Origin of the sequence: Micromonospora sp. NPDC048839 (assembly GCF_040649915.1) — a bacterium.
Classification (GTDB): Bacteria; Actinomycetota; Actinomycetes; order Mycobacteriales; family Micromonosporaceae; genus Micromonospora.
On the sequence record NZ_JBEZGL010000030.1, the window covers coordinates 23054 to 47624 of the forward strand.

Sequence of the window (24571 nt, forward strand, 5' to 3'; positions counted from 1 at the left end):
GGTTGGGGCGACTATGACGCCCCGACTTCCGGGAACCCAAGTCAATCAACACGCGGGGCTCGCCTGAGTGACAGTTACGGACGCGACCCGTGGTCGGTTGCCGTCAGTTGGCGGCGGCGGGTGGCAGCACCTCGTCGGCGCGGTACGTGCCCAGGGGCATGACCACCGGCTCGGGGCCGGTCGCGTCGACGAACGGGGTGGGCGAGTCGGCGACCGCGAACTGGGTCCGGTACAGCTCGGCGTAGAGCCCGCCGACCGCGACCAACTCGTCGTGCCGCCCGCGCTCGACGATGCGCCCGCCGTCGAGGACCAGGATCTGGTCGGCGTCGCGCACGGTGGAGAGCCGGTGGGCGATCACCAACGCGGTACGCCCGGCCAGCGCCACCGACAGCGCCCGCTGCACCGCCGCCTCGCTCTCCGAATCCAGGTGTGCGGTCGCCTCGTCGAGGATCACGATCGACGGGGCCTTGAGCAGCAGTCGGGCGATGGCGATGCGCTGCTTCTCGCCACCGGAGAAGCGGTAGCCGCGCTCCCCCACCGTGGTGTCCAGACCGTCGGGCAGCGCCCGGACCAGGTCAGCCACCTGCGCCCCGGCCAGGGCGGCCCAGATCTCGTCGTCGGTGGCGTCCGGCTTGGCGTACCGCAGGTTCTCGGCGATCGTCTCGTGGAACAGGTGCGAATCCTGCGTGACGACGCCGATCTCGTCGCGCAGCGAGGCCAGGCTCGCGTCCCGCACGTCCACCCCACCGACGAGCACCTGCCCGTCGGTGACGTCGTAGATCCGGGAGATGAGCATCGACAGCGTCGACTTGCCGGCGCCGGACGGGCCGACGAGGGCGACCATCTGCCCCGGCTCGACGCTGAACGAGACGCCCTTGAGCACCGGCTCGTTGACGGTGCGGTCGAGCGTGGCGACCTCCTCCAGGGAGGCGAGGGAGATCTCGGCGGCGCTCGGGTAGCGGAACCGGACCTCCCGGAAGGCGACCCGGCCGGCGCCCCGGGGCACCGCCACCGCGTCGGGCTTCTCCACGATCCCCGGCTTGAGGTCGAGCACCTCGAAGACCCGGTCGAACGAGACGAGCGCGCTCATCACATCCACCCGCACGTTGGAGAGCGCGGTGAGCGGACCGTACAGGCGGGTCAGCAGCAGCGCGAGGGTCACCACGGTGCCCGCGCTGACGCCGCCGGTCACGGCGAGCCAGCCACCGAGGCCGTAGGTGAGCGCCTGCGCCAGTGAGGCGACCAGCAGCATCGCGACGAAGAACGTACGGGAATACATGGCGGACTGGATGCCGATGTCCCGCACCCGCTCGGCCCGGTCGGCGAACCGACGGGCCTCGATCTCGGGCTGGCCGAAGAGCTTCACCAGCAGCGCGCCGGCCACCCCGAACCGCTCGGTCATTGTCGCGTTCATCTTGGCGTCGAGGTTGTACGACTCACGGGTGATGTCGGCCAGCCGCCGCCCGACCCGTCGGGCCGGGATGATGAAGATCGGCAGCAGCACCAGCGAGAGCGCGGTGATCTGCCAGGAGAGGGTGAACATCACCGCGGCGGTGAGCACGAGTTGGATGACGTTGCTGACCACGCCGGACAACGTCGACGTGAACGCCCGCTGGGCGCCCAGCACGTCGTTGTTGAGCCTGCTGACCAGGGCGCCGGTCTGGGTACGCGTGAAGAACTGCAGAGGCATCCGCTGCACGTGGTCGTAGACCCGGGTGCGCAGGTTGAAGATGATGCCCTCGCCGATGCGGGCCGAATACCACCGCTGGGCCAGCGAGAGCAGCGCGTCGGCGACCGCCAGCGCGGCGATGAACAGGGCCAGCCGCACCACGAGCCGGCCGGCCTCGGCGTCGCCCCGGTTGATCGCGTTGATGACGTCGCCGGCGAGCACCGGTGTGGCCACGCCGATGACGGCGGCCAGGACCACGGTGACCAGGAAGACGATGATGTCGCGCCGGTAGGGCTGGGCGAAGGCCACGATGCGTCGGGCGACCCCGCGCTTGAGCCGATGGGTGGAGACCTCGTCGCTGTTGCGCATCGACCGGAGCATGCTCCACCCGGCCATGCCACCGCCGGACATCGGGTTGGACATCGCTCACCTCCGGGGTCGTCGGGCGGACTGCACCGTCAGGCCAATTCTCCCGACAGCTGTGACAACCTCGGTCGTAACCCGGATCTTCCCGGCCGGTCCTTACCTATTCTCCCTGGCCAGCCAGATCGCGCAGTCGGCGGGTCTGCGCCTCCCGCTCGGCGCGCTGCTGGTCGGCGTGCGACCGCCCGGCCGCACCCACCAGCAGTGCCTTGATCTCCACCACCGCGTCCCGGGCCCCGGCGAGCAGCCCGGCGGTCAGGTCCTGGACCGCGCCAGCCAACTCGGCCGGTGGCACCACCAGGGTCGCCAGCCCGATCCGGTCCGCCTCGGCGGCGTCCAACCGGCGGCCGGTCGCGCAGATCTCCAGTGCCCGCGCGTAGCCGACCAGTTCCACGAGACGCTTCGTGCCGGCCAGGTCGGGCACCAGGCCGAGGGTCACCTCAGCCATCGACAGCTTCGCGTCCGTGCTCAGCACGCGCAGATCGCAGGCGAGCGCGAGCTGGAAGCCGGCGCCGATCGCGTGGCCCTGCACGGCGGCGACGGAGATGACGTCCGGCCGGTGCAGCCAGGTGAAGCCAGCCTGGAACTCCGCGATGCGTTCGGCGCATTCCTGCTCGGGCAGCGTGGCCAGCTCCGCGAAGGAGCCAGGGCCGGAAGCGCCAGCCACCGCGAGGTCGAGGCCGGCGGAGAACGCACGCCCCTCGCCCCGGACCACCACCACCCGCACGTCACCGGGCAGCTCACGGGAGAAGTCGCTCATCGCCCGCCACATGGCAGGCGTCTGAGCATTGAGCACGTCGGGCCGGCACAACGTCACCGTGGCGACCGGCCCGTCGCAGGTCAACCGAACCCCGGTCGCCTCGGTGGTCACCGGGCGGTCCGGGGCGTGGCGCTTGTCGACGACGCGGGGAGGCGGGTCACGCCTTCTTGCGGCGCCGGGCACCGCCGCGCTGACGCAGCTGCACCCCTGACTCGGTGAGCACTCGGTGGATGAACCCGTAGGAACGGCCGGTCGAGGCCGCCAACGCGCGGATGCTCTCCCCCGACGTGTACCGCTTTACCAGGTCCTTGGCGAGCGTCTGACGCTCGGCTCCGACGATCCGGCGACCCTTCTCAGTGCTGGTGGCTGTGCCAGTGGCTGCCATGCTGTGTCCTCACGTCCCAGACTGTGCGGTTCGGATACGGTCCCACCTATTAGACCGCCTCGAACGATCATGCGCCAGATATCAACTCTTCGCCAACCGACACGCTATGCAATGTCAGCTTCCCGATAGAGTGATCCTGGCAATCGACCCGGCGCGGTGTCCAGGCGTACCACGGCCGTGTGCTGGCGGCCGGCCACGACCCGTAGCCTTCGGTCGTGATCGACCTGTTGGGCACCGCGGCCGGAGCGGCAGTGGTCTTCGCCGCCACCGACATCGACGACATCGTCATCCTGACTCTGTTCTTCGTCGCGGCCCGCACCACCGGTCGGCCCCGACCCTGGCAGATCGTCGCCGGCCAATACCTGGGCATCGGCGCGCTCGCGCTGGCCAGCGCGGTGGTCGCGGCTGGCCTGCTGGTGGTGCCGGACCCGTGGACGGGGCTGCTCGGGTTGCTGCCGATAGCGCTGGGCGTACGCGCGCTACGGGGTTCCGACGACGACGAGACCCCCACCGTCGTCACCGGCCTGCTCGGGGTGGCCGGGGTGACGATCGCCAACGGCGCCGACAACGTGGCGGTCTACGTACCCGTCTTCCGTGCCCTCGGCCTGGCCGACAGCGCGATCTTCCTGCTGGTGTTCGTGCTGCTGATCGCCCTGTGGTGCGCCGCCGGCGCGTGGCTGGGCGGGCACCCCCGCGTGGTCCGGCTGGTCGAACGTGCGGGCCACTGGCTGGTGCCGGCGATCTTCGTCGGCGTCGGGGTGGTGATCCTGGTCGGCTCCGGCGTGCTGGGCCGACTGGTCGACCTGCTCGGCTGAGAACCTCGCCCGGCCCGACCGCGGGTGACGACGCCGGGCGCGTTCCGCGAGGCGGAGCTGGACCGCCCGGCGGCGACGCCGGTCAGGCCAGCTCGACCAACTCCAGCAGGTCGTCGCTCCAGGCGTCCTCGTCGCCGTCGGGCAGCAGGATCGCGCGGTCCGGCTTGAGCGCGAGCACCGCGCCCGGGTCGTGGGTGACCAGGACGATCGCGCCCGGATAGTTGGCGATGGCGTCGAGCACCTGCTCCCGGCTGACCGGGTCGAGGTTGTTCGTCGGCTCGTCCAGCAGCAGCACGTTGGCACCGGAACAGACCAGGGTGGACAGGGCCAGCCGGGTCTTCTCACCACCGGAGAGCACCCCGGCCGGCTTGTTCACGTCGTCACCGGAGAACAGGAACGCGCCGAGGATCTTGCGCAGGTCGGTGTCGGACTGCTCGACGGCGGCGGCCCGCATGTTCTCCAGCACGGTCCGCTCCACGTCGAGGGTCTCGTGCTCCTGGGCGTAGTAGCCCAGCCGCAGGCCGTGACCCGCGTGCACCTCGCCGGTGTCCGGGGTGAGCAGCCCGCCGAGCATCCGCAGCAGAGTGGTCTTGCCGGCGCCGTTGAGCCCGAGGATGGCCACCCGGGAGCCCCGGTCCACCGCGACGTTGACGTCGGTGAAGATCTCCAGCGAGCCGTACGACTTGGACAGGCCGGTCGCGGTGAGCGGGGTCTTACCGCACGGCGCGGGGTTGGGGAACCGCACCTTGGCCACCCGGTCGGCGACCCGTACGTCCTCCAGGCCGGAGATCAGCTTCTCGGCGCGGCGGGCCATGTTCTGCGCGGCCACGGTCTTGGTGGCCTTGGCCCGCATCTTGTCGGCCTGCGCCATCAACGCGCCGGCCTTCTTCTCCGCGTTGGCCCGCTCCCGACGGCGACGCCGCTCGTCGGTCTCGCGCGCCTCCAGGTACGCCTTCCAGCCCAGGTTGTAGACGTCGACCACGGATCGGGTGGCGTCGAGGAACCAGACCTTGTTGACCACCGACTCCAGCAGCGCGCCGTCGTGGGAGATCACGATCAGGCCGCCCTTGTGGTTGGCGAGGAAGCCGCGCAACCAGGTGATCGAGTCGGCGTCGAGGTGGTTCGTCGGCTCGTCGAGCAGCAGGATGCCGCCGCCGTTCTCGCCTGCGTCGCGGAACAGGATCCGGGCCAGTTCGATGCGCCGGCGCTGACCGCCGGAGAGGGTGCCGATGGTCTGCGCGAGCGCCCGGTCGGGCAGCCCGAGGTTCGCGCAGATGCGGGCGGCCTCGGCCTCGGCCGCGTACCCGCCGAGCGCGGCGAACTGGTCCTCCAGCGCGCCGTAGCGGCGGACCAGCTTGTCGCTGGTGTCGTCGGCGAGGCGTGCCTCGATCTCCTGCATCTGGGACATCAGGACGTCCAGGCCGCGCGCGGAGAGCACCCGGTCGCGGCCGGTCACCTCCAGGTCGCCGGTGCGCGGGTCCTGCGGGAGGTAGCCGATGGCGCTGCGCGCGTCGATCTGGCCGGCGTACGGCTGCCCCTCGCCCGCCAGCACCTTGAGCGTCGTGGTCTTGCCGGCGCCGTTGCGACCGACCAGGCCGATCCGGTCCCCCGGCTGCACGCGCAGGGTGGTGTCGGACAGCAGGATCCGGGAACCGGCACGCAGTTCCAGGCCGGTGGCTGTGATCATGTTTTCGGGCTCGCTCTCGGGGTCTGGAAGGCTGACTCGGGGCACGCGAAACGGCCGGCGGGCTCAAGGGGCCCGACGGCGCGGGGCGGTTCAGCCTTCGCAGCGCAGCACCTGACAAGTGTACCGGGCGCCGCTGAAGGGTCCGCCCGGATTACCGATCAAGATCATCGGGTACCGAAAGCGCTGTCCGGACCCCGTCCGGCACTTCACCGACACAACGACTTTCACACGACATTCAGCGCATACGGCGATCGGGGTCAGCATGGAACTCAACGAGCGGGCCGAACTCGACACCTCCCAGGTCAACGACCGGGGTCGGGGCGGTGGTGGGGGCGGTGGCTTCGGCATCCCGATCCCCGGTGGCGGCGGCCGGGGCGGCATCATCGGCATCGTGGTGGCGGTGCTCGTCGCGCTGCTCGGCGGCGGGTTCGGCCTGAACGCGATGACCAACGGCGACGAGGGCGGGGGGCAGGCCGGCGGCAGTGACCTGTCGCAGTTGTGCTCGCGCGACAACCCGCAGCGCTTCGACGACCTCCGCTGCCGCAACCTGGCCTTCGTCAACAGCATCCAGGCCTACTGGCAGACGGCGTACCCGGAGCTGGGCAACGGTAAGTACGAGCCGACCGACACCAACTACTTCCAGGCCGCCGTGAGCACCGGCTGCGGCCAGGCCGACTCGGGCGTCGGCCCGTTCTACTGCCCCGCCGACCGGCAGGTCTACATCGACCTGAGCTTCTACGAGGAGCTGGCCTCCCGGTTCGGCGCCAAGGGCGAGTTCGCCCAGCCCTACGTGCTCGCCCACGAGTACGGACACCACATCCAGAACCTGCTCGGCACCAACGCCAAGGCCGGCCAGGGCGACCAGAGCGGCCCCCGCTCCGCCTCGGTGCGGCTGGAGTTGCAGGCCGACTGCTACGCCGGCTCCTGGGCCAAGCACGCCAGCGAGACCAAGGACAAGACCGGCCAGGAACCGCTCTTCACGTCGATCACCCCGGGCGACATCACCGAGGCGCTGAAGGCCGCCGAGACGATCGGCGACGACAGCATCCAGGAACGCTCCGGCGGGCAGGTCAACCCGGACTCGTTCACCCACGGCACCTCGGAGCAGCGGCAGCGCTGGTTCCAGCAGGGCTTCGACAGCGGCGACCCGAAGACCTGCGACACCTTCGGCACAGACCAGCTCTGACCCGCGCTCCGGTCGCCGTCCGCGTCGATCACTCGGTTGTGGTGTCCGGGAGGGGTCCACCACAACTCCCTGATCGGGGCGGGCGGCGCGGGCGTGTCAGTTCAGCTGGGACACCTGGTAGTGGCTGATCAGCCAGTCGTCGTCGATCGGGCGCAGCAGCACGCCGAGGTGGACCGTCAGCGGCGGGCGGTCGGCGAAGCCGAACTCGACCTCCAGATAACCGAGGACAAGATCGTCGGCGAGCCGCCGGGTCTCCCGGATCTCGTAGGCGGCGGTCAGGCCGAGCGGCTGGGCGGCGTAGTACGCGGCAACCCCGGCACGGCCCACGGTGTACGGGCGCAGCCCCTGGAAGATCGCGTCCTCGGTGAAGTACGACGCGACCCGGTCCGGCTCGTGGGCGTCGACCGCCGACTTCCAGCGGTCGAGGACGGTACGCAGGATCTGCGCCTCGGACATGAGGATCTCCCTGGGAGTGTTGCGGCCACGGGTTACCGCGGCGATGGGCCCATCCTCGGACCGGCAGCACGGCAGCACACCAGGAACGCCGTTCTTCCCTCCGTCGAGCGCCGAGGTCACTCGGGAGCCGGGTCGCGCAACCGGATCCACACCGCACGGGCCGCACCCACCGCCGCGACAAGCACCGCGTGGCGCGGCTCCGGCACGTCGAGCAGCCGCTCGGCCCGCAGCGGCACCAGCGGGGCCAACCGCCGGTCGGCCAGCACCGTGTCCACCGCCTTCCGGTCACCGCCGCAGACCAGCGCGGTCAGCGCCGCCGCCTCCGGCAACAGCAGCCGTACGGCCAGGTCCGCCGCATCGCCCAGCGCCGCCTTCGCCTGGTTGTCGCGCCGCCGGGCGAACCGGTGCTGCGACCATCCCCCCGCCGCGGTGCGCCCCTGCACGTACCGGGTGTCCACCTTGGAGACGACAAGATCGGTGCCCTCGGCCACACCGACGGCCACCGCGCCCTTGCGGGCCAGCAACAGACCGATCCGGCGGGGCGCGACGGCGTGGGCCACGAACCCGGGGACGTCGTCGCTGGCCGGCGCGCCCGGTGGGGCGTACAGCTCAGCTGTTGATCCGTCGGGGGCGGTGAGCAGCAGGCCGTACTCCCGCACGGTCGTGCCGGGCGGGCCGTGCCGGTCGGCGAAGCCCTCGACCCAGCGGCCGATTCGGGCCGGGTCGACCTCGACCCACCGACCGCCCCCGGCTGCTGGTCGACTGCTCACCGCCCGACCGTACGGCACGACGGACGCGAGCGGGCCCTCGGGCGGGGCCGCTCAGCGCGGCAACAGCGCGACCACTGCCAACGTGGCGATCAACGCGCTGGACACCAGGCCGGTGACCAGTCGTCCGCGTGGGCTGCTCAGCGCCCGGCCGACCACGGTGCCGCCGCCGGCGATGACCAGCTGCCAACTCGCCGACGCCAGGAACACACCCGCCACGAAGAGCACCACCGCGCCCGGGTCCGCGTCGGCGGTGTCCCGACGGCCGAGCACCAGCGCGGTGAAGTACAGCACCGTCGCCGGGTTCAGCAGGGTCAGCCCGAGCAACGCCGCGTAGGCCCGCCCGGGCGTGCTCAAACCACGCCCGACCGGTGCCGTCGGCGTCTGCCGCGAGCGGTGGGCGGACCAGGTCCGCCACAGACCGTGCCCGGCGAGCCCCAGCAGGACGACGGCGGCGACCACCCGCAGCGGCCCGGCGACCGGCCCGATGATCCCGGCCAGGCCGGCGCCACCGAGCGCGGCGACCGCCGCGTAGATACCGTCGGCCGTCGCCACCGCGAGCGCCGCCGCCGCACCGACCCGAAACGAGGTACGCGCACTCAGCCCCAGGATCAGGATCGCGATCGCGCCGACGGGGATGGCGACGCCGTAGCCAGCCACCAGACCGGCCAGGAACGCCCCGCTCACGATCGTCGGTGCCGGATCGAGGCTCGTCTCCGGACCGGCCGCTGTCGACGCACGGCAGTGGCCGCACGGACAGAGACCTGCATCGGGTACGCCTCAATCACACGCGCATCCTGCGCGCCGAAGCCACGCCCGCGCCACCGCATTTCCCGGCCCCATGCCGTGCAACCGCGCCGCGCGCCATGCACGCTCCCGTGCCCTCACAACCCCTGCCCCGCGCCGAGCCCCGCGCCAGCGCCATGCGTCCCCACGCCATGCACGCCGTGCCCAGCGCCATGCGCCATGCGCCAGCGCCATGCATCCCCACGCCAGGCACCCCCGTCCCACGCCGTGCACCCCCGTGCCTGCGCCCTCACGCCCCGCGCCACGCACCCCGCGCCGTGCCGGCGTCATCCCTGGTCCCTCCCCGGGGCAGTGACCAAGATCCGTGCAACTTCGGGGATGTTGCTGCCTCAGAGGCGCCAGAGGCAGCACTATCGCTGATGTTGCGCGGATCTTCGGTGGGCTTGAGGCTCTCGAACGAGAGATCGTGCTTGATCCTGGTTTTAGTGGCCTCAGCGACGTGCCGACACCACTACAACCACGATATTGCGCGATCTTGCAGGGTGCGACGGCGCGACGCAAGGACACGCAACGCGGGCGCAGGGCGCAAGGACGCAGAGCGCACGGCGCAAGGACGCGGGCGCAGACACCGCGAGGACGCAGAGCGCAGACACCGCGCAGGGACGCGGACGCAGGACGCACCTGCGCACGGCGCAGGGACGCGGGCGGGCCTGGCGAACTCCCTGCGCGCGGGGCCAGGGGCGTAACGCATCGAGCGCGACACCCCGCGGGGTGTCGCGCTCGACGGGCAGAGCCGACCGGAGTCGGCTCAGACGTTGAAGCCGAGGGATCGGAGCTGGTCCCGACCCTCGTCGGTGATCTTGTCCGGGCCCCACGGCGGGAGCCACACCCAGTTGATCCGGATGTCGTTGACCAGGCCGCCGCCAGGGCCGGTGGTCAGCGCCTGCCGGGTCTGGTCCTCGATCACGTCGGTCAACGGGCAGGCCGCCGAGGTGAGTGTCATGTCGAGGGTGGCGACGTTCTCGTCGTCAACGTGCACGCCGTACACCAGGCCCAGGTCGACCACGTTGATGCCCAACTCCGGGTCGACGACGTCCTTCATCGCCTCCTCGATGTCGGCGATCATGGCCTTGCTGACGCCGCCCGCCGGGGCGACCGCGTCGCCGCCCGCCGGGGCGACCATGTCGCCGCCCGCCGGGGCGACCGCGTCACCGGCAGCCGGGGCGACCGCGTCACCGGCAGCCGGCGGCACTGCGCCGTCGCTCGTCACGGCGTCGGTCGTCAGGGCGTCGGTCTGCGACGCCGCGACGGCGTCACCGGCCTCCGGCGTCGCCGCGGTAGCGGTGTTCTCGCTGCTCATGCCGTCCCTCCGCATCGCTTCGTGATGCCACCAGGCACCACGGTGTCATTCGCTCGCTGACGCTCGCTCACGCCTTCACCTCCGGGCTCGCGCCCACACCGGCGCGTGCCGCGGCGTCCTTGAACGCCATCCACGGCAGCAGCGCGCACTTGACCCGGGCGGGGTAGCGGGCCACACCCGCGAAAGCAACCCCGTCACCGAGCACGTCCTCGTCCGGCGTGACCTGGCCACGTCCGGACATCAACTCCACGAACGCCTCGTGCACCTCGAAAGCTTCCCCGGCGCCCCGACCGCGCAGCAACTCGTGCAGCACGCTCGCCGACGCCTGGCTGATCGAGCAGCCCATCCCGTCGTACGAGATGTCGTGCAGGACCGTGCCGTCGGTGGCCACCCGGACGGTGACCTCGTCGCCGCAGGTCGGGTTGACGTGGTGCGCCTCCGCGACCTGGTCACCCGGGTCGTCGGCGTCGCGCAGGCCACGCCCGTGCGGGCGCTTGTAGTGGTCCAGGATGATCTCCTGGTAGAGCTGGTCGAGCTGCATCAGTCGAACACCTTCCGCACCTGCTCCAGACCGGCCACCAGAGCGTCGATCTCCTCGGTGGTGGTGTAGAGGTAGAACGAGGCCCGGGTCATCGCCGGGACACCGAACCGGCTGCACACCGGCTTGGCGCAGTGGTGGCCCACCCGCACCTGCACGCCGAGCGAGTCGAGCACCTGACCCACGTCGTGCGGGTGCACGTCACCGAGCGCGAACGAGATGGTGCCGCCCCGGCCGACCGGCACGGTCGGACCGAAGATCCGCAGGTCGGGCACCGCACCGAGGGCGTCCAGCGCGTACGCCGTCAGTTCCTTCTCGTGCCACTGGATCGACGGCATGCCGATCCCGGTGAGGTAGTCCACCGCGGCGCCGAGCGCGACCGCCTCGGCGATCGGCGGCGTGCCGGCCTCGAACCGGGCCGGTGGCGCGGCGAACGTCGAGCGGGCCATGGTGACCGTCTCGATCATCGACCCACCGCCGAACACCGGTGGCATGGCCGCCAGCAGCTCACCCCGACCCCAGAGCACACCGATGCCGGTCGGGCCGAGCATCTTGTGGCCGGTGAAGACGATGTAGTCGGCGTCCAGGTCGACGACGTCGATCGGCAGGTGCGGCACCGACTGCGAGCAGTCGAGCAGCAGCAGCGCGCCCACCTCGCGGACCCGCGCGGTGATGCGGGAGGTGGCGTTGACCGTGCCGAGGATGTTGGACATGTGCACCAACGAAACGATCTTCGTCCGTTCGGTGACCAGATCCTCCAGGCCCGACTCGTCCAATCGCCCCTGCTCGGTGACCGGGAACCAGCGCAGGGTCGCGCCGGTCCGTTCGCAGAGCAGCTGCCACGGGACGATGTTCGAGTGGTGCTCCATCTCGGAGATCACCACCTCGTCGCCCGGCCCCAGCCGGAACCGCGGGTCGGCGTCCGGGCGCAGCGAGGCGTTCGAAAAGGCGTACGCCACGATGTTGATCGCCTCGGTGGAGTTCTTGGTGAACACCACCTCGTTGACGCTCGGCGCGGAGATGAACGCGGCGATCTTCGCCCGCGCCCCCTCGTACGCCTCGGTGGCCTCGGTGCCGAGGGTGTGCACCGACCGCGACACGTTGGCGTTGTGCCGCGCGTAGTGCTCGTCGAGCACGTCGAGCACCTGCCGGGGTTTGTGCGAGGTGTTGGCGCTGTCGAGGTAGACCAGCGGGTGCCCGTTGATCTCCCGATCGAGGATCGGGAAGTCGGCGCGCACCCGGGCCACGTCGAAACGCGGCACGTCGTCGTACTGCGGCATCCCCGCAGGGATCGCGATGCTGGTCATCTCGGCAGCGCCTCTCCCGCTCAGGCCTTGGCCGTGCCGGCCCCGGCGGCGTACCGCTCGTAGCCCTCGGCCTCAAGCTTGTCGGCCAGCTCCGGGCCGCCCTGCTCGACGATCCGGCCGGCCACGAAGACGTGCACGAAGTCCGGCTTGATGTAGCGCAGGATCCGCGTGTAGTGGGTGATCAGCAGCATGCCGGTGTCGCCGTTGTCGCGGACCCGGTTGACGCCCTCGCTGACCACGCGCAACGCGTCCACGTCGAGGCCCGAGTCGGTCTCGTCGAGGATGGCGATCTTCGGCTTGAGCAGCTCCAGCTGGACAATCTCGTGCCGCTTCTTCTCACCGCCGGAGAAGCCCTCGTTGACGTTGCGCTGGGCGAACGCCGGGTCCATCTGCAGGCGCTCCATCGCGCCGCGCAGCTCGCCACCCCAGGTGCGCAGCTTCGGCGCCTCGCCGTCGATGGCGGTCTTCGCGGTGCGCAGGAAGTTGGCCACCGAGACGCCGGGCACCTCGACCGGGTACTGCATGGCCAGGAAGAGGCCGGCGCGGGCCCGCTCGTCGACGGTCATGGCGAGCACGTCCTCGCCGTCGAGGGTCACCGTGCCGCCGGTGATCTCGTACTTGGGGTGACCGGCGATCGAGTACGCCAGGGTGGACTTGCCGGAACCGTTCGGACCCATGATCGCGTGGGTCTCACCGGACTTCACGGTCAGGTCGACGCCGGCCAGGATCGGCTTGAGCTCACCCTCGGGCAGCTTGACCGACACCTTCAGGTCGCGGATCTCCAGGGTGCTCATTATCGGGTCACTCCATTACTCGGCGTCAGGCTGAGGTAGATGTCGCCGTCGCGGACTTCGACGGGGTAGACGGGGACGGGTTCGGTGGCCGGCAGGCCGCTCGGCGCGCCGGTGCGCAGGTCGAAGCGCGAGCCGTGCAGCCAGCACTCCAACGTGCAGCCGTCGACCTCGCCCTCGGAGAGCGCGACGGCGGCGTGCGAGCACTCGTCGTAGGCGGCGTAGAACTCGCCGTCCTCGCCGTGCACAAGCGCGATCGGGGTGCCGTCGACGTCCGCGCTGACCGCGGTGCCCTTCGGCACGTCCTCGGTGGAGCAGATGCGGATCATCAGGCGCCCGCCTTGGTGAGCCGGGCCTCGATCGCGTCGCCCAGGCGCTCGCGCAGCGACTCCACCGGGATCTTGTTGATCAGCTCGGCGAAGAAGCCGCGGACCACCAGGCGGCGGGCCTCGCTCTCCGGGATACCCCGGGCCATCAGGTAGAAGAGCTGCTCGTCGTCGAAGCGGCCGGTCGCGCTGGCATGGCCGGCGCCGGCGATCTCGCCGGTCTCGATCTCCAGATTGGGTACGGAGTCCGCCCGCGCGCCGTCGGTGAGCAGCAGGTTCCGGTTGATCTCGTACGTGTCGGTGCCGGTCGCCTCGGCCCGGATCAGCACGTCGCCGACCCAGACGGTGTGCGCGTCCTCGCCCTGCAGCGCGCCCCGGTAGCCGACGTAGCTGCGGCAGTCCGGCACGGAGTGGTCGACCAACTGCCGGTGCTCCAGGTGCTGCCCGGAGTCGGCGAAGTAGACGCCGTACAGCTCGGCCTCGCCACCCCGATCGGTGTATTCCACACTCGTGAACTGCCGGACCAGGTCACCACCGAGCGAGACCTGGATGTGGACGACCCGGGCGTCGCGGCCCAACTTGATGGTGACGTGCTGCGCCTGGACCGCGTCCTCGGCCCAGTCGGCGACCGTGACCAGGGTCAGCTTCGCGCCGTCGGCGACGAACACCTCGACGTTGTCGGCGAGCGTGGCCGAGCCCTCCTGGGAGAAGACGACGGTGGCCTCCGCGAACCGACCCACCTGGACCTGGGTCCGGGCGAAGGCCAACTCCTCGGGGTACGCGCCCAGCAGCCGGACGATCACCGCGTCGGACACGACGGCGTCGGCCGCCACCTCGACAAGCGCGACGCGCGCCGCCCCGCCGTGGGCCAGCGCGCTGACCCGGTCGGTCGGCACCGACGCGGACACGACGCTGGGATCGGTCGGCTCGACGAGCCGCACCGACACCCCGGCCGGCAGGTCCGGGTGCTCGACGGTGACGCCCCGGCCGGTGGCGGCCGAGGTGTCCGCCGTGGCCAGGCCGCGCAGGCGCTTGAGCGGGGTGAAACGCCACTCCTCCTCCAGGCCGGTGAGGGCCGGGAAGTCAGCGACGTCGTACGAGCGCAGCGCCTGCGACTTGGTGCTGGGCGGCGCGGAAGCCTGGGTAGTCATGTCTTCCTTGGTCTGTCTGTTCCGTGACGACGAGGGTGGGGCGGGGTGCGGGCGGGCCGAGGTTCCGGCCCGCCCCGCGGGAGCGGCGGCGTCAGCCGACCGCGCCCTCCATCTGAAGCTCGATCAGGCGGTTGAGCTCCAGGGCGTACTCCATCGGAAGCTCCTTGGCGATCGGCTCGATGAAGCCGCGGACGATCATGGCCATCGCCTCGTCCTCGCTCAGACCCCGGCTCATCAGGTAGAAGAGCTGGTCATCACTGATCTTGGAGACGGTCGCCTCGTGCCCCATCGACACGTCGTCCTCGCGGATGTCGACGTACGGATAGGTGTCCGAGCGGGAGATGGTGTCGACCAGCAGGGCGTCGCACTTGACCGTGCTCCGGCTGTGGTGCGAACCCTCCAGGACCTGCACCAGACCCCGGTACGAGGTGCGGCCGCCGCCACGGGCGATCGACTTGGAGATGATGGTCGAGGAGGTGTGCGGGGCGGCGTGCACCATCTTGGCGCCGGCGTCCTGGTGCTGGCCCTCGCCGGCCATCGCCACCGAGAGCACCTCACCCTTGGCGTGCTCGCCGGTCATGTAGACCGCCGGGTACTTCATGGTCACCTTGGAGCCGATGTTGCCGTCGACCCACTCCATGGTCGCGCCCTCGTGGCAGACGGCGCGCTTGGTGACCAGGTTGTAGACGTTGTTCGACCAGTTCTGGATGGTCGTGTAGCGGCAGCGCGCGTTCTTCTTCACGATGATCTCCACGACCGCGCTGTGCAGCGAGTCGGAGGAGTAGAGCGGCGCGGTGCAGCCCTCGACGTAGTGCACGTACGCGCCCTCGTCGACGATGATCAGCGTCCGCTCGAACTGGCCCATGTTCTCCGTGTTGATCCGGAAGTAGGCCTGCAGCGGGATCTCGACCTGCACACCCTTCGGCACGTAGATGAACGAGCCACCGGACCACACGGAGGTGTTCAGCGCGGCGAACTTGTTGTCGCCGACCGGGATCACCGTGCCGAAGTACTCCTTGAAGACATCCTCGTGCTCGCGCAGCGCCGTGTCGGTGTCCAGGAAGAGGACGCCCTGCTCCTCAAGGTCCTCACGGATCTTGTGGTAGACGACCTCGGACTCGTACTGCGCCGCGACACCGGCGACCAGCCGCTGCTTCTCCGCCTCCGGGATGCCCAGCCGGTCGTAGGTGTTCTTGATGTCCTCGGGCAGGTCCTCCCAGCTGGTGGCCTGCTTCTCGGTGGACCGCACGAAGTACTTGATGTTGTCGAAGTCGATGCCGGTGAGGTCCGCGCCCCAGGCCGGCATCGGCTTGCGGCCGAACAGCCGCAGACCCTTCAGCCGCAGGTCGAGCATCCACGCCGGCTCGTTCTTCTTGGCCGAGATGTCCCGCACCACCGCCTCGTTGATGCCGCGCTGGGCGACCGCCCCGGCGGCGTCCGGGTCGGACCAGCCGTACTCGTACCGACCCAGGGCGGCAAGCTGCTCTTCCTGGGTCAGGGGCTGGACAATCTGCTCGGTCATCTATCTGTCCTCACAGTGGTGACGGGATTACCGGATTGAGCACGCCCCGGCTGGGTCGGGATGTGCGTGGTGCACACCCCGTCGCCGTGCGCGATGGTGGCAAGGCGCTGTACGTGGGTGCCGACCAGACGGGAGATCACCGCGGTCTCGGCCTCGCACAGCTGAGGGAACTCGGCGGCCACGTGCGCCACCGGGCAATGGTGCTGGCAGAGCTGACCGCCGGAGGCGATCGTGGTCGCGTTGGCAGCGTAACCCTCGGCGGTGAGCGCCGCGGCGAGTGCCTCGGCTCGCGCGAGGGGATCGTCGCCGGCGTCCTCCATGGCCGTCCGGCAGCGCGACTCCAGGGCGGAGACCTGCTCGGTGGCGAACGCCTCGACCGCCTCCGATCCACCGTTGCGGACGATCCACCGCAGCGCCGCGGTGGCCATGTTGTCGTAGTGATGGGTGCCACAGCGGACCCGGCCGGCCTCGGTCAGCATGAACACCTTGGCCGGACGCCCCCGACCGCGGCTGCCCCGCACGGCCTGCTCGCGGGCGTACACATCGCCGTCGGCGAGCATCGCGTCGAGGTGCCGGCGGATCGCCGCCGGGCTGAGCCCGAGGGCGACGCCGAGCTGCGCGGCGGTGGTGGCACCCTGCTCCAGCAGCAGTTGGGTGACCCGGTCGCGGGTGGAGATCTCCGCCGCGTTGATCCCACCGGGCATCACCGACGCGGCCACGACCGGCGCGGACGCGGACGCGCCGACGGCCGGGACAGCCGTCGGCTGGTGCCCGGGGAGCGCCGCCGCGTTTTTCACAACGCCAACGTTACGTAATTACCCGGAGGGTCGCAAACCCGGGCCCCGGTGATCCGAACCACCGAGCCGACGGAGTCGGCCGAACCTCGATCACTACAGTGCGTAGGATTTGCGCCGTGAACCGAATCGCCCGTCCGGTCCCCGGCATCCTGCTGCGCCGCCTCGCGCTCGCCTCGATCATCGCGAACGTGGGCATCGTCCTCACCGGCGGGGCCGTCCGGTTGACCGCCTCGGGCCTCGGCTGCCCCACCTGGCCGCGGTGCACCGACGATTCGTACGTCACCACCCCCGAGATGGGTGTCTACGGGGTGATCGAGTTCAGCAATCGGATGCTCACCTTCGCGGTGGGCCTGATCGCGCTGGCCACCGTGCTGGCCGTACTGCTGCACCGGCCCCGCCGACCCGGGCTCCTCGCCCTGGCCGTGGCGGTCTTCCTGGGCATCCCCGCCCAGGCGGTGATCGGTGGCATCACCGTGCTGACCAACCTCAACCCCTGGGTGGTCGGCCTGCACTTCCTCGCCTCGATGGCGGTGATCGCCGCCGCGTACGCCCTCTGGCGGCGCATCGGCGACCCGGACGGCCCGACCGTGGCCGTGGTGCCCACGCCGCTGCGCGCGCTGGCCCGGGTCACCACCGGCGTGGCGGTCGCGGTGCTGGTCATCGGCACCTGGGTCACCGGCAGCGGCCCGCATGCCGGCGATCACGGCGCCGCCCGCAACGGGCTCGACCCGGAGTCGATCTCGCAGGTGCACGCGGACGCCGTCTTCCTGCTGATCGGCCTCTCGGTGGCGCTGATCTTCGCGTTCCGCGCAGTCGGCGCGCGACGGGCCACCCGCGCCGCGATCGTCCTGGTCGCCGTGGAGCTGGGTCAGGGCCTGATCGGCTTCGTGCAGTACTTCACCCACGTGCCGGCGATCCTGGTCGGCGCACACATGCTCGGCTCCTGCCTGGTGCTGCTGGCCGCGCTGTCGGTGCAGTGGTCGACCCGCGAGCGCCGACCGGTCACCCCGGCCGCCGAGACCGCCCCGGCGAACACCGCACCTCCGGTCGCAGCCACCGCCTGACCGCCTGGCTGCCCCCGGCCCCGCCGGCCACCGCCCGGCCGCCTGGCCGGCATCGGCGTGCCCGCAGGCACCGCGCACCGCGCGCACCGCGCGCAGCCCGCACCCCGCACCGCGCGCACCGCGCGCAGCCCGCACCCCGCACCGCGCGCACCGCGCGCAGCCCGCACCCCGCACGGCGCGCAGCCCGCACCCCGCGCACCGCACGCACCGCACGCACCGCACGCACCGCGCGCACCGCGCCAAGATCTGCGCAACTTCCCCGATGTTGCTGCCTCAGACACGCAGGAGACAGCAACATCCCCGATATTGCGCGAATCTTGACGACGCACAGCGCCCCCGAGAGGCCGGCAAAGAGTTCGGGGCGCCCGCGCCGTCAAGATCGTGCTCGACCCTGGATGTAGTGGGATCGGGCGTACGTGATGCCACTACATCCAGGATTTTGCGTGACCTTGTCGGCGCAGACGCTCCGCGTCGGCCTGACGCAGCAAACCGCCACCCGCGATCCGGCACGTGGGTGTCACGGCCGCACGATCCGCACTCCTTCGGGGAAGGTTCGCCGTGATCGACTCGGTTTCCTTGATTCCGCGCTGTCCGGGCCGGTCCGATGGGCCGACTTCCGGAAAGCCGAGTCGATCACGGTGAGGCCGAGTCAATGACAGGGACCTGTGGGCGCGGTGCCATCGCCGGGCGCTCGGCAGCGCGGGTCAGGCCTCGCGGGCCAGGTGGGTGGCGATCGCGGTGGCGAGGCGGTCCGGTGCCCCGTCGGCGTACCCGATGAACAGCGACGGCTCGGTCAGCTCCAGCTCGACCAGGACCGGCTCCCCGTCCGGGCCGGGGATCAGGTCGACCCGGGCGTAGAGCAGTTGCCGCGTGCCGCCGGGCACCGCGGCGAGGGTCCGCTCGGCCACCGCCAGTTGTGCGGGTCGGGCGGTACGGGCGGTGATCTCCTCGGCCTTGTAGAGCCCGTCCGGGCCGAGGTCCGGACCGGTGAGCATCGGGCCCTTGCGGATCGCGTGGCTGAAGGCGAGCCCGTCCGGGCCGGCCAGGAAGAGCAGCGCCGTCTCACCCTCGGTGTCGATCGCCCGCAGGTACGGCTGGACCATGGTCACCCGGCCGGCGTCGGAGAGCCGGCGGACGTGTGCGGTGGCCAGGTCCCGGTGTTCCGGGTCGGCCAGGTCGTACCGGCCGGTGTCCTGACTGCCGGCGCTGACGGCGGGCTTGAGCACGTACTCGCCGGCCTCGGCGGGTGGCTGCCAGCGCTCCCCCGGCTCGACCCACGACGTCGGTACGGTCGGCACCCCGGCGGCGCTCAACTCAGCGAGGTAGCGCTTGTCGGTGTTCCAGCGGACCACGTCGGCCGGGTTGACAAGCGCCGGGACGGTTGCCGCCCAGGCGACGAACTCGTCGCGGCGCAGCGCGTAGTCCCAGGGGGATCGGAGCACGACCAGGTCGAAGGCGGACCAGTCGACGTCGGGGTCGTCCCAGACCTCGGTCGCGACGGAGATGCCGCGGGCCTGGAGCGGAGTGAGGACCAGCCGGTCGTCCGGGTCGAGATCGACGAGGTCGGCGCAGGTGACGAGAGCGACCCGGGGTTCCCCCCGGGTCGACTGGTGATGGGTGGTCAATTGAGCTGGCTGTTCAGCGGGCCATCGTGCGGCGGGCCATGGACCGCCAGAGGTCGTTGCTGGGACGCATCTGGTCCATCAGTTCACGCTCCCAGGCGTTCTCGACGGTGACTCCCGCCTTGGCGCACGCCTCCCGCGCGGTGACGGTGTCGTCGGCGAACTGGTCGCCCCACTCGCCGTCGGAACCCACCAGGACGATTCGTGCGCCACGCTTGCCGACGTACTCGATGACCGCCTTCGCGCCGCCGTGGCCGGCGGCGAATGCCTGAAGGCCCGCGACCAGGCCTTGGGGTGCCTGCTCGGCGGTCTGCTCGGCCGTCAGCGTCGTATCGGAACCATCTGCCATGACGCGAAGCCTAAGCAGACTCGCACCCGCTCGGGCGAGAACCATGAACCTTTTGTGATGCCAATTACCTACAGGTTTAACGACGACCACAGCGCACCTGCCCGGTTATATCCGGACTTTTGCCCACAAACATAGCGGGCAAATCGCCGTCCGGCCGGCACAGTTGAGCGGTTCCGACTCATGCTGAAAGTTACTCTGATGTGACGTTAAACGCGGACAACTCATCCATGGCCATGATTAGTCAGAAGCGCGTCGCCAGGCACAGCCGGCGCGGGCGGATCAGATCAGCGCGTCGAGCGCGACGGCGACGAACACGATCGTCAGGTACGTCGTGGACCAGTGGAACAGTCGCATCGGCTTGACCGCCTCGCCACGGGTCGCGCGGCGGCAGAGTCGGTGCGCCTCGAGCACGAAGATGGCACCCACCACCAGGGTCGGCACCCCGTAGATCGCGCTGAGCCCCAGCGGCCAGACGGCCAGGGAGGTGAGCACGGTGAGCCACGCGAAGATCAGGATCTCGGCGTTCACCCGGCGGACCGAGGCCACCACCGGCAGCATCGGGATCCCGGCGCGGGCGTAGTCGTCCTTGTATTTCATGGCGAGCGGGTAGAAGTGCGGCATCTGCCAGAAGAAGACCACCGCGAAGAGCCCCCACGCGGCCGGCGCCAGCGAGCCGGTCACCGCCGCCCACCCGATCAGCACTGGGGCCGCCCCACAGGCGCCGCCCCAGAAGGTGTTGGTCGGAGTGGACCGCTTGAGCCACAGCGTGTAGATGACGTCGTAGTAGACGATCGCGGCGAGCGTCAGCCCGGCGGCGAGCAGATTGGTGAACGCCGCCATCAGGGCGATCGACACCGCCGCCAGGACCAGACCGAAGACCAGCGCGTTACGCGGTGACACGGTGTGCGCCGGCAGCGGCCGACGCTTGGTACGCCGCATCAACTGGTCGATGTCCCGGTCGATGTAGCAGTTGAGCACGCTTGCCGCGCCGGCGGCGAGCGAGCCACCGATCAGCACGACGGCCATCAGCCACAGCGACGGGAGCCCGCCGTCGGCGAGCATCATCGCCGGGACGGTGGTGACCAGCAGGAGTTCGACGATCCGCGGCTTGGTGAGCGCCACGTACGCCGACACCATCGCGCGTACGTCCCGCCGGGCCACCGGACCCTCGGCAGCCCGTGCCGGGTGCTGCCCGGCCGGATTGCTCGCGGGGCGCTCGGTGATCATGCTCACGGATTGCCACCTTCCGGCATCGGGCACGGGGAGATCGGATCGGTCGGGACCGCACGGGCCCGCACACCGACCCACACACTACGCGTTGTCGTTTTGGCTGCCCGGCCGACCCGACAACGGTGCGGGCCGTCACACCACCGGGTTGAACCAAGCATCCGGAACGTCACCTCGCGCACACCATGCGGAGATCCCCGGGCGCACGTTTAGGGACGCTCGATAAGGTCATCGGTGAGGGTTCCGCCCATCTGCCGAGGAGCACAACCATCGTGGCTGCCAAACGACCCGAGCACTCCGCACTGAACTGGTCCGACCTCGATCGCCGGGCCGTCGACACCGTCCGCGTGCTAGCTATGGACGCCGTAGAGAAATCCGGCAACGGCCACCCGGGCACCGCGATGAGCCTCGCGCCCGCGGCGTACCTCCTCTTCAACCGCGTCATGCGGCACAACCCGGCCGACCCGAACTGGCCCGGCAGGGACCGGTTCGTCCTCTCCGCCGGGCACTCCAGCCTGACGCTCTACATCCAGCTGTTCCTGTCCGGCTACCCGCTGAGCCTGGACGACCTCAAGTCGCTGCGGCAGTGGGGCTCGCTCACGCCGGGTCACCCCGAGCACGGGCACACCCCGGGCGTGGAGACCACCACCGGCCCGCTCGGGCAGGGCCTGGGCAACGCGGTCGGCATGGCCATGGCGGCCCGCCGCGAGCGCGGCCTGTTCGACCCCGAGTCCGAGCCCGGCGCGTCGGTCTTCGACCACAACATCTGGTGCATCGTCTCCGACGGCGACATCGAGGAGGGCATCAGCCACGAGGCCAGCGCCCTCGCCGGGCACCAGCAGCTGGGCAACCTCACGGTGATCTACGACGACAACGAGATCTCCATCGAGGACGACACCCGGATCGCCAAGAGCGAGGACGTGGCCGCGCGTTACGAGGCGTACGGCTGGCACGTCCAGACCGTCGACTGGCGCAGCGGCGACGCCGACCAGGGTGACTACCACGAGGACGCCGAGGCGCTGTACGCCGCGCTGGTGGCCGCCCGTGCCGAGTCCGGTCGTCCCTCCTTCATCGCGCTGCGCACCATCATCGGCTGGCCCGCGCCCAACAAGCAGAACACCGGCAAGATCCACGGCTCGGCGCTCGGCGCCGACGAGGTGAAGGCCACCAAGCGGATCCTCGACTTCGACCCGGAGCAGACCTTCCAGGTGGACGAGGAGGTGCTCGCCCACGCCCGCACGGTGATGGGCCGCGGCTCCGACGCCGAGCAGGAGTGGACCGGCGCGTTCGACGCCTGGAAGAAGGCCAACCCGGAGCGCACCGCGCTCTACGAGCGGATGGCTGGTCGCGTACTCCCGGACGGCTGGACCGACGCGCTGCCGGTCTTCCCGGCGGACGCCAAGGGCGTCGCCACCCGCGCCGCCTCGGGCAAGGTGCTGGAGGCCCTCGCGCCGGTGCTCCCGGAGCTGTGGGGTGGCTCGGCCGACCTGGCCGAGAGCAACAACACCACGATGAAGGGCGAGCCGTCGTTCATCCCGGCCGCGCACGCCACCAAGGACTTCCCCGGTCACGAGTACGGGCGCACGCTGCACTTCGGCATCCGTGAGCACGCCATGGGCGCGGTCCTCAACGGCATCGCCCTGCACGGCGGCACCCGCCCGTACGGCGGCACGTTCCTGGTGTTCAGCGACTACATGCGCCCGTCGGTGCGGCTGGCCGCGCTGATGAAGCTGCCGGTGACCTACGTCTGGACGCACGACTCGATCGGTCTGGGCGAGGACGGCCCGACGCACCAGCCGGTGGAGCACCTGACCGCGCTGCGCGCCATCCCGGGCCTGGACGTGGTGCGTCCGGCGGACGCCAACGAGACGGCCTGGGCCTGGCGGCAGGCGCTGGAGCACACCGACCGGCCCACCGCGCTGGCGCTGAGCCGCCAGCCGCTGCCGACCCTGGACCGCGACGTCCTGGGCAGCGCCGAGGGCGTGGCCAAGGGCGGTTACGTGCTGGCCGAGGCGTCCAACGGCAAGCCGCAGGTGATCATCGTCGGCACCGGTTCCGAGGTGCAGCTCTGCCTGACCGCCCGGGAGCGGCTGGAGGCCGACGGCACCCCGACCCGGGTCGTCTCGATGCCCTGCCAGGAGTGGTTCTACGAGCAGGATGAGGCGTACCGGGAGTCGGTGCTCCCCCGCGGGGTAAAGGCACGGGTGAGCGTGGAGGCGGGCATCGCGATGTCCTGGCGCGGCATCGTCGGTGATCTGGGCGAGAGCGTGAGCCTGGAGCACTACGGAGCGAGCGCCCCGCACACCGTGCTCTTCGAGCAGTTCGGGTTCACCGGCGACCGGATCGTGGCGGCGGCACACGCCTCACTGGCCCGGGTGGGCGACATCACCGGTTTCACGACCGGCAACTGAGGGAGCGTGGACGGCATGACGGACAAGCTGAATGAGCTCACCGCCGCGGGTGTGGCGGTCTGGCTCGACGATCTTTCCCGGGTGCGACTGAGCTCCGGCGGGCTGGACGAGCTGCGCCGTGAGAAGCACGTGGCCGGTGTCACCACCAACCCGACGATCTTCGCAAAGGCCCTGAGCGACGCCGACGAGTACAACTGGCAGCTCCGCGACCTCGCCACCCGTGGCGTGGACGTGGAAGAGGCCGTACGCATGCTCACCACGTACGACGTGCGGTGGGCCTGCGACGTGATGCGCCCGTCGTACGACGGCAGCGAGGGCGTCGACGGCCGGGTCTCGATCGAGGTGGACCCGCGCAGCGCGCACGACGCGGACAAGACGGTCGCCGAGGCCAAGGCCCTGTGGTGGTTGGTCGACCGCCCCAACCTCTACATCAAGATCCCGGCCACCGAGGAGGGCCTGTCGGCGATCACCGACACCCTCGCCGAGGGCATCAGCGTCAACGTGACGCTGATCTTCGGCCTGGACCGCTACTCGGCGGTCATGGAGGCGTTCCTCACCGGGCTGGAGCAGGCCAAGGCCAACGGCCACGACCTGTCGAAGATTGGCTCGGTCGCGTCCTTCTTCGTCTCCCGCGTCGACTCCGAGGTCGACAAGAGGCTCGAGAAGGTCGGTTCCGACCAGGCGAAGGCACTGAAGGGCAAGGCCGCCGTCGCCAACGCCCAGCTGGCGTACGAGCGCTACACCGAGGTGTTCTCCTCCGACCGGTGGAAGGCGCTCGCCGCCGCCGGCGCGCACCCGCAGCGGCCGCTGTGGGCGTCCACCTCGACGAAGAACCCGGACTATCGCGACGTCATCTACGTCGAGGAGCTGATCGCCCCCGGTACGGTCAACACCATGCCGGAATCGGTCATCCACGCGTACGCCGACCATGGCGAGACCCGCGGCGACACGATCACCGGCTCCTACGACGCGGCCCGCAAGGTCTTCGCGGACCTGGAGTCGGTCGGGGTGGACATGGACGACGTGATCGCCACCCTGGAGCGCGAGGGCGTGGAGAAGTTCGAGGCCAGCTGGCAGGAGCTGCTCGACGGCGTCCGCAAGTCGCTGGAGGCTGCGGCCAAGGGCAAGGGTGCGCCGAACAAGGCCGCCAAGGGCAACGCCAAGAGCGCCGAGAAGGCCGGTGGCGCATGAGCGAGCGCAGCACGCAGCGA

Annotated in this window: 23 protein-coding genes; 5 read left to right on the plus strand and 18 right to left on the minus strand. The window is 70.6% G+C overall.

The window, feature by feature from the left end; genetic code table 11:
• Positions 1 to 103: 103 nt before the first annotated feature.
• From AB0C25_RS34500 to AB0C25_RS34510, 3 genes are all read right to left on the minus strand, one after another.
• Positions 104 to 2080, minus strand: a complete 1977-nt coding sequence (locus AB0C25_RS34500; protein WP_357379125.1) for an ABC transporter ATP-binding protein — start codon at positions 2078 to 2080, stop codon at positions 104 to 106.
• Positions 2081 to 2195: 115 nt separating this feature from the next.
• Positions 2196 to 2963 (minus strand): enoyl-CoA hydratase/isomerase family protein, encoded by a 768-nt coding sequence (locus AB0C25_RS34505; RefSeq protein WP_357379069.1) that lies wholly within the window; start codon positions 2961 to 2963, stop codon positions 2196 to 2198.
• 46 nt (positions 2964 to 3009) lie between these two features.
• The gene (locus tag AB0C25_RS34510) at positions 3010 to 3237 is read right to left on the minus strand and encodes a helix-turn-helix domain-containing protein (RefSeq protein ID WP_007462679.1); all 228 of its coding nucleotides are present in this window, start codon (positions 3235 to 3237) and stop codon (positions 3010 to 3012) included.
• 215 nt (positions 3238 to 3452) lie between these two features.
• Between AB0C25_RS34510 and AB0C25_RS34515 the strand changes: the two genes are divergently transcribed.
• Positions 3453 to 4052, plus strand: a complete 600-nt coding sequence (locus AB0C25_RS34515) for a cadmium resistance transporter (protein WP_357379071.1) — start codon at positions 3453 to 3455, stop codon at positions 4050 to 4052.
• A gap of 82 nt (positions 4053 to 4134) precedes the next feature.
• Here the strand turns inward: AB0C25_RS34515 and AB0C25_RS34520 are convergent, their stop codons facing one another.
• Positions 4135 to 5739 carry an ABC-F family ATP-binding cassette domain-containing protein gene (locus AB0C25_RS34520; RefSeq protein WP_357379073.1) on the minus strand — a complete coding sequence of 535 codons (1605 nt, stop codon included), beginning with the start codon at positions 5737 to 5739 and terminating at the stop codon, positions 4135 to 4137.
• Between the two features lie 262 nt (positions 5740 to 6001).
• On the opposite strand from AB0C25_RS34520, the gene AB0C25_RS34525 reads away from it, so the two are divergent.
• Positions 6002 to 6925 (plus strand): neutral zinc metallopeptidase, encoded by a 924-nt coding sequence (locus AB0C25_RS34525; protein WP_357379075.1) that lies wholly within the window; start codon positions 6002 to 6004, stop codon positions 6923 to 6925.
• Between the two features lie 96 nt (positions 6926 to 7021).
• On the opposite strand, the gene AB0C25_RS34530 is transcribed toward AB0C25_RS34525, so the two are convergent.
• The 11 genes from AB0C25_RS34530 to AB0C25_RS34580 form a co-directional block, all read right to left on the minus strand.
• The gene (locus AB0C25_RS34530; RefSeq protein WP_357379077.1) at positions 7022 to 7381 is read right to left on the minus strand and encodes a nuclear transport factor 2 family protein; all 360 of its coding nucleotides are present in this window, start codon (positions 7379 to 7381) and stop codon (positions 7022 to 7024) included.
• 116 nt (positions 7382 to 7497) lie between these two features.
• Positions 7498 to 8151, minus strand: coding sequence for an acVLRF1 family peptidyl-tRNA hydrolase (locus tag AB0C25_RS34535; RefSeq protein WP_357379079.1), 654 nt, complete (start codon positions 8149 to 8151; stop codon positions 7498 to 7500).
• A 51-nt stretch (positions 8152 to 8202) separates the two neighbouring features.
• Positions 8203 to 8835 carry a LysE family transporter gene (locus tag AB0C25_RS34540; protein ID WP_357379081.1) on the minus strand — a complete coding sequence of 211 codons (633 nt, stop codon included), beginning with the start codon at positions 8833 to 8835 and terminating at the stop codon, positions 8203 to 8205.
• 868 nt (positions 8836 to 9703) lie between these two features.
• Entirely contained in the window at positions 9704 to 10078 is a 375-nt protein-coding gene (locus AB0C25_RS34545) for a metal-sulfur cluster assembly factor (RefSeq protein WP_357379127.1), read from the minus strand.
• A 244-nt stretch (positions 10079 to 10322) separates the two neighbouring features.
• On the minus strand, positions 10323 to 10796 hold the full coding sequence (gene sufU / locus AB0C25_RS34550) for a Fe-S cluster assembly sulfur transfer protein SufU (RefSeq protein WP_350865704.1): 474 nt from the start codon (positions 10794 to 10796) through the stop codon (positions 10323 to 10325).
• A complete protein-coding gene (locus AB0C25_RS34555) occupies positions 10796 to 12100 on the minus strand; it encodes a cysteine desulfurase (RefSeq protein WP_357379084.1) in 1305 nt (434 codons plus the stop codon). The genes sufU and AB0C25_RS34555 overlap by 1 nt, the downstream gene beginning before the upstream one ends.
• A 20-nt stretch (positions 12101 to 12120) precedes the next feature.
• Positions 12121 to 12894: a Fe-S cluster assembly ATPase SufC gene (sufC, locus tag AB0C25_RS34560; RefSeq protein ID WP_357069837.1), complete on the minus strand. Its 774-nt coding sequence runs from the start codon at positions 12892 to 12894 to the stop codon at positions 12121 to 12123.
• The gene (locus tag AB0C25_RS34565) at positions 12894 to 13220 is read right to left on the minus strand and encodes a non-heme iron oxygenase ferredoxin subunit (protein ID WP_357379086.1); all 327 of its coding nucleotides are present in this window, start codon (positions 13218 to 13220) and stop codon (positions 12894 to 12896) included. Before AB0C25_RS34565 ends, sufC begins: the two co-directional genes overlap by 1 nt.
• Positions 13220 to 14368, minus strand: a complete 1149-nt coding sequence (gene sufD / locus AB0C25_RS34570) for a Fe-S cluster assembly protein SufD (RefSeq protein WP_357379088.1) — start codon at positions 14366 to 14368, stop codon at positions 13220 to 13222. The genes AB0C25_RS34565 and sufD overlap by 1 nt, the downstream gene beginning before the upstream one ends.
• Positions 14369 to 14459: 91 nt before the next feature.
• Positions 14460 to 15890 (minus strand): Fe-S cluster assembly protein SufB, encoded by a 1431-nt coding sequence (sufB, locus tag AB0C25_RS34575; RefSeq protein ID WP_266244341.1) that lies wholly within the window; start codon positions 15888 to 15890, stop codon positions 14460 to 14462.
• The gene (locus AB0C25_RS34580) at positions 15887 to 16594 is read right to left on the minus strand and encodes a transcriptional regulator (RefSeq protein WP_357379129.1); all 708 of its coding nucleotides are present in this window, start codon (positions 16592 to 16594) and stop codon (positions 15887 to 15889) included. Before AB0C25_RS34580 ends, sufB begins: the two co-directional genes overlap by 4 nt.
• 191 nt (positions 16595 to 16785) lie before the next feature.
• Between AB0C25_RS34580 and AB0C25_RS34585 the strand changes: the two genes are divergently transcribed.
• Positions 16786 to 17751, plus strand: a complete 966-nt coding sequence (locus AB0C25_RS34585) for a COX15/CtaA family protein (protein ID WP_357379090.1) — start codon at positions 16786 to 16788, stop codon at positions 17749 to 17751.
• A gap of 704 nt (positions 17752 to 18455) precedes the next feature.
• On the opposite strand, the gene AB0C25_RS34590 is transcribed toward AB0C25_RS34585, so the two are convergent.
• The 3 genes from AB0C25_RS34590 to AB0C25_RS34600 form a co-directional block, all read right to left on the minus strand.
• On the minus strand, positions 18456 to 19376 hold the full coding sequence (locus tag AB0C25_RS34590; protein WP_357379092.1) for a hypothetical protein: 921 nt from the start codon (positions 19374 to 19376) through the stop codon (positions 18456 to 18458).
• Between the two features lie 13 nt (positions 19377 to 19389).
• Complete coding sequence (locus AB0C25_RS34595) at positions 19390 to 19722, minus strand: hypothetical protein (RefSeq protein WP_357379094.1); 333 nt, start codon at positions 19720 to 19722, stop codon at positions 19390 to 19392.
• Between the two features lie 279 nt (positions 19723 to 20001).
• Positions 20002 to 20955, minus strand: a complete 954-nt coding sequence (locus tag AB0C25_RS34600) for a heme o synthase (protein ID WP_357379096.1) — start codon at positions 20953 to 20955, stop codon at positions 20002 to 20004.
• 266 nt (positions 20956 to 21221) lie between these two features.
• Between AB0C25_RS34600 and tkt the strand changes: the two genes are divergently transcribed.
• Both tkt and tal read left to right on the plus strand, forming a co-directional pair.
• Entirely contained in the window at positions 21222 to 23360 is a 2139-nt protein-coding gene (gene tkt / locus AB0C25_RS34605; RefSeq protein WP_357379098.1) for a transketolase, read from the plus strand.
• A 15-nt stretch (positions 23361 to 23375) separates the two neighbouring features.
• Positions 23376 to 24551 (plus strand): transaldolase, encoded by a 1176-nt coding sequence (gene tal / locus AB0C25_RS34610; protein ID WP_357379100.1) that lies wholly within the window; start codon positions 23376 to 23378, stop codon positions 24549 to 24551.
• Positions 24552 to 24571: the final 20 nt, after the last annotated feature.

Bases quoted from the DNA above. Each gene is read 5' to 3' on its own strand.
- AB0C25_RS34500 (WP_357379125.1), bottom strand. From the start codon at position 2,080: ATGTCCGGCGGTGGCATGGCCGGGTGGAGCATGCTCCGGTCGATGCGC.
- AB0C25_RS34510 (WP_007462679.1), bottom strand. From the start codon at position 3,237: ATGGCAGCCACTGGCACAGCCACCAGCACTGAGAAGGGTCGCCGGATC.
- AB0C25_RS34520 (WP_357379073.1), bottom strand. From the start codon at position 5,739: ATGATCACAGCCACCGGCCTGGAACTGCGTGCCGGTTCCCGGATCCTG.
- AB0C25_RS34525 (WP_357379075.1), top strand. From the start codon at position 6,002: ATGGAACTCAACGAGCGGGCCGAACTCGACACCTCCCAGGTCAACGAC.
- AB0C25_RS34530 (WP_357379077.1), bottom strand. From the start codon at position 7,381: ATGTCCGAGGCGCAGATCCTGCGTACCGTCCTCGACCGCTGGAAGTCG.
- AB0C25_RS34545 (WP_357379127.1), bottom strand. From the start codon at position 10,078: ATGGTCGCCCCGGCGGGCGGCGACGCGGTCGCCCCGGCGGGCGGCGTC.
- sufU (WP_350865704.1), bottom strand. From the start codon at position 10,796: ATGCAGCTCGACCAGCTCTACCAGGAGATCATCCTGGACCACTACAAG.
- AB0C25_RS34555 (WP_357379084.1), bottom strand. From the start codon at position 12,100: ATGACCAGCATCGCGATCCCTGCGGGGATGCCGCAGTACGACGACGTG.
- sufC (WP_357069837.1), bottom strand. From the start codon at position 12,894: ATGAGCACCCTGGAGATCCGCGACCTGAAGGTGTCGGTCAAGCTGCCC.
- AB0C25_RS34565 (WP_357379086.1), bottom strand. From the start codon at position 13,220: ATGATCCGCATCTGCTCCACCGAGGACGTGCCGAAGGGCACCGCGGTC.
- sufD (WP_357379088.1), bottom strand. From the start codon at position 14,368: ATGACTACCCAGGCTTCCGCGCCGCCCAGCACCAAGTCGCAGGCGCTG.
- sufB (WP_266244341.1), bottom strand. From the start codon at position 15,890: ATGACCGAGCAGATTGTCCAGCCCCTGACCCAGGAAGAGCAGCTTGCC.
- AB0C25_RS34580 (WP_357379129.1), bottom strand. From the start codon at position 16,594: ATGCCCGGTGGGATCAACGCGGCGGAGATCTCCACCCGCGACCGGGTC.
- AB0C25_RS34595 (WP_357379094.1), bottom strand. From the start codon at position 19,722: ATGGCAGATGGTTCCGATACGACGCTGACGGCCGAGCAGACCGCCGAG.
- tal (WP_357379100.1), top strand. From the start codon at position 23,376: ATGACGGACAAGCTGAATGAGCTCACCGCCGCGGGTGTGGCGGTCTGG.